Here is a 1,675-nt window from a genome sequence, read left to right as displayed (position 1 = left end):
GCGCGGCCCCGCTCATGCGGGGCGAGCCGGGGTACGCGCCGAAGCTGGACCGCGACAACGACGGGGTCGCCTGTGAATAGCGGGCATCACTGGTAGGACGTTCGCGGGCGGAGTAACGTTCACGACATCAGAACATGAAGATCTGTTCATATGGCTAAGGAAGCCGCCATGAACCAACGACTGACGACCGCATTGCCGCTCGCGGTGATGCTCGTGGCCACCGCGACGGCGTGCGTCCAGGGCGGCGGCGGAAACCCCCCGGCCGGCCAGAACGTCCCCGGGGTGATCGAATCCACCTCGCCCGCGGTGGAACCGACGTCCATGAATCCGCAGAAACTCGACGACTCGGTGGTGTTCCTCATGACCACCGTCTCCGGGTACGTCCTCGACCCGGGTGAGGGGGAGGGGGACGACGTCCGGTCCACCGAGGTGACGGCGGTACGGACCTGCACGGGGTGGATGGCCGGCGAGGACGGGGAGATCATCACCGCCGGGCACTGCGTCGGCCGGGATGAGGGCCGTGACGTCGTGATCTCCTCCTACCTCGACGACCACGACGTCGCCGACGAAGGATCCCTGGAGGCCGTGGTCGAGGTCCGGGTGATGGCCGGTCAGCCCGACATCGACGGCGCCACCATCACGGACTGGGTCCCTGTCCGGGTCGCCGACGTGATGCCGTTCGAGGACGGGGATCTGGCCCTGCTGCGGGTCGAGGCGACGGACTCGGGCTCGCGGCCGCCGGCGTTGGCGATAGCCGAGGAGGACCCGCAACCGGGCGACAGTGTCACCTCGATCGGCTTTCCCGGCGCCGGTGCCGACGTCTCGGAGGAGAAGGCAATCCAGCCCCCGTCGTTCAAGGCCGGCACCGTCTCCGCGCGGCCGGCCTCCGCGAGGGGGGTGGAGGGATACGAGATCGACGCCGACATCAGCCCCGGTATGGCCGGCGGGCCCACCGTCGACGGGTCGGGTCGGGTGGTGGGCGTGAACTCCTACGCCATCCGCGGCGGATGCCAGGCGTTCAACATCGTCACCGGCACCTCCGAACTTCGACGCTTTCTGGCCGACAACGGGGTGGGGTGACCGGCCGCTGCTCAGTCGCCGGCGTCGGCCAACAACCCGTAGAGACGCTTGCGTAGCGCGACCAGTTCCTCGGTGGCCGCGGTGCTGGTGGTCGGGTCGCCCGTCTGGACGACGGCCCGGACCGCCATGGCGGCCTCGCCGAACGCCTTCCAGAGGTCGGCGTCCCCGCCCAGTCGGGAGGTGGCCTCCTCGGTGGCGTCGTCCCACGGGGCGGGGCGGTCCGCGAGTGTCTCGAGCTCGACGCGACCGGCGTCGGTGAGCTGGTAGTGCTTGGGTCCGGCGTCCTCCGCGGGACCGATGAGGCCCTCGTCCTCCAATAGAGACAGGGCCGGGTAGACCGCGCCCGAGCTGGGGCGCCACGTGCCGCCACTGCGCTCGGCGAGCTCGCGGATGATCCCGTAGCCGTTCCGCGGTCCCTCGGCCAATAGCAGGAGCGTGCCGCGTCGGACGTCCCCTCGTCGTCGTCGCCTCTGGTGGCCGCGCCGCATCCCACGTCCCTCATCGAACGGGCCGAACGGGCCGCCCGGGCCGAAAGGTCCACCGGGCCCGAACGGGCCGCCCGGGCCGAACGGCCCACCAGGGCCGAAGGGTCCCG

At 70.9% G+C, this 1,675-nt stretch carries 2 protein-coding genes; one reads left to right on the top strand and one right to left on the bottom strand.

The features are described from left to right. Nucleotides 1-168 precede the first annotated feature (168 nt). Nucleotides 169-1,080, top strand: coding sequence for a serine protease (locus G6020_RS04810; RefSeq protein ID WP_182609843.1), 912 nt, complete (start codon nt 169-171; stop codon nt 1,078-1,080). Between the two features lie 11 nt (nt 1,081-1,091). Here the strand turns inward: G6020_RS04810 and G6020_RS04805 are convergent. Next, a partial coding sequence (locus G6020_RS04805; RefSeq protein ID WP_206682202.1) for a PadR family transcriptional regulator occupies nt 1,092-1,675 on the bottom strand: 584 nt, incomplete at its 5' end.

This window comes from Dietzia sp. B19 (assembly GCF_014145155.1).
Lineage (GTDB): Bacteria > Actinomycetota > Actinomycetes > Mycobacteriales > Mycobacteriaceae > Dietzia > Dietzia natronolimnaea.
The sequence above is the reverse complement of the archived record's forward strand: the minus strand, read 5'-3'. Positions and strand labels throughout refer to the sequence as shown.

Excerpts from the sequence above, each read along its gene's own strand:
- G6020_RS04810 (WP_182609843.1), top strand. The coding sequence starts at position 169 with ATGAACCAACGACTGACGACCGCATTGCCGCTCGCGGTGATGCTCGTG.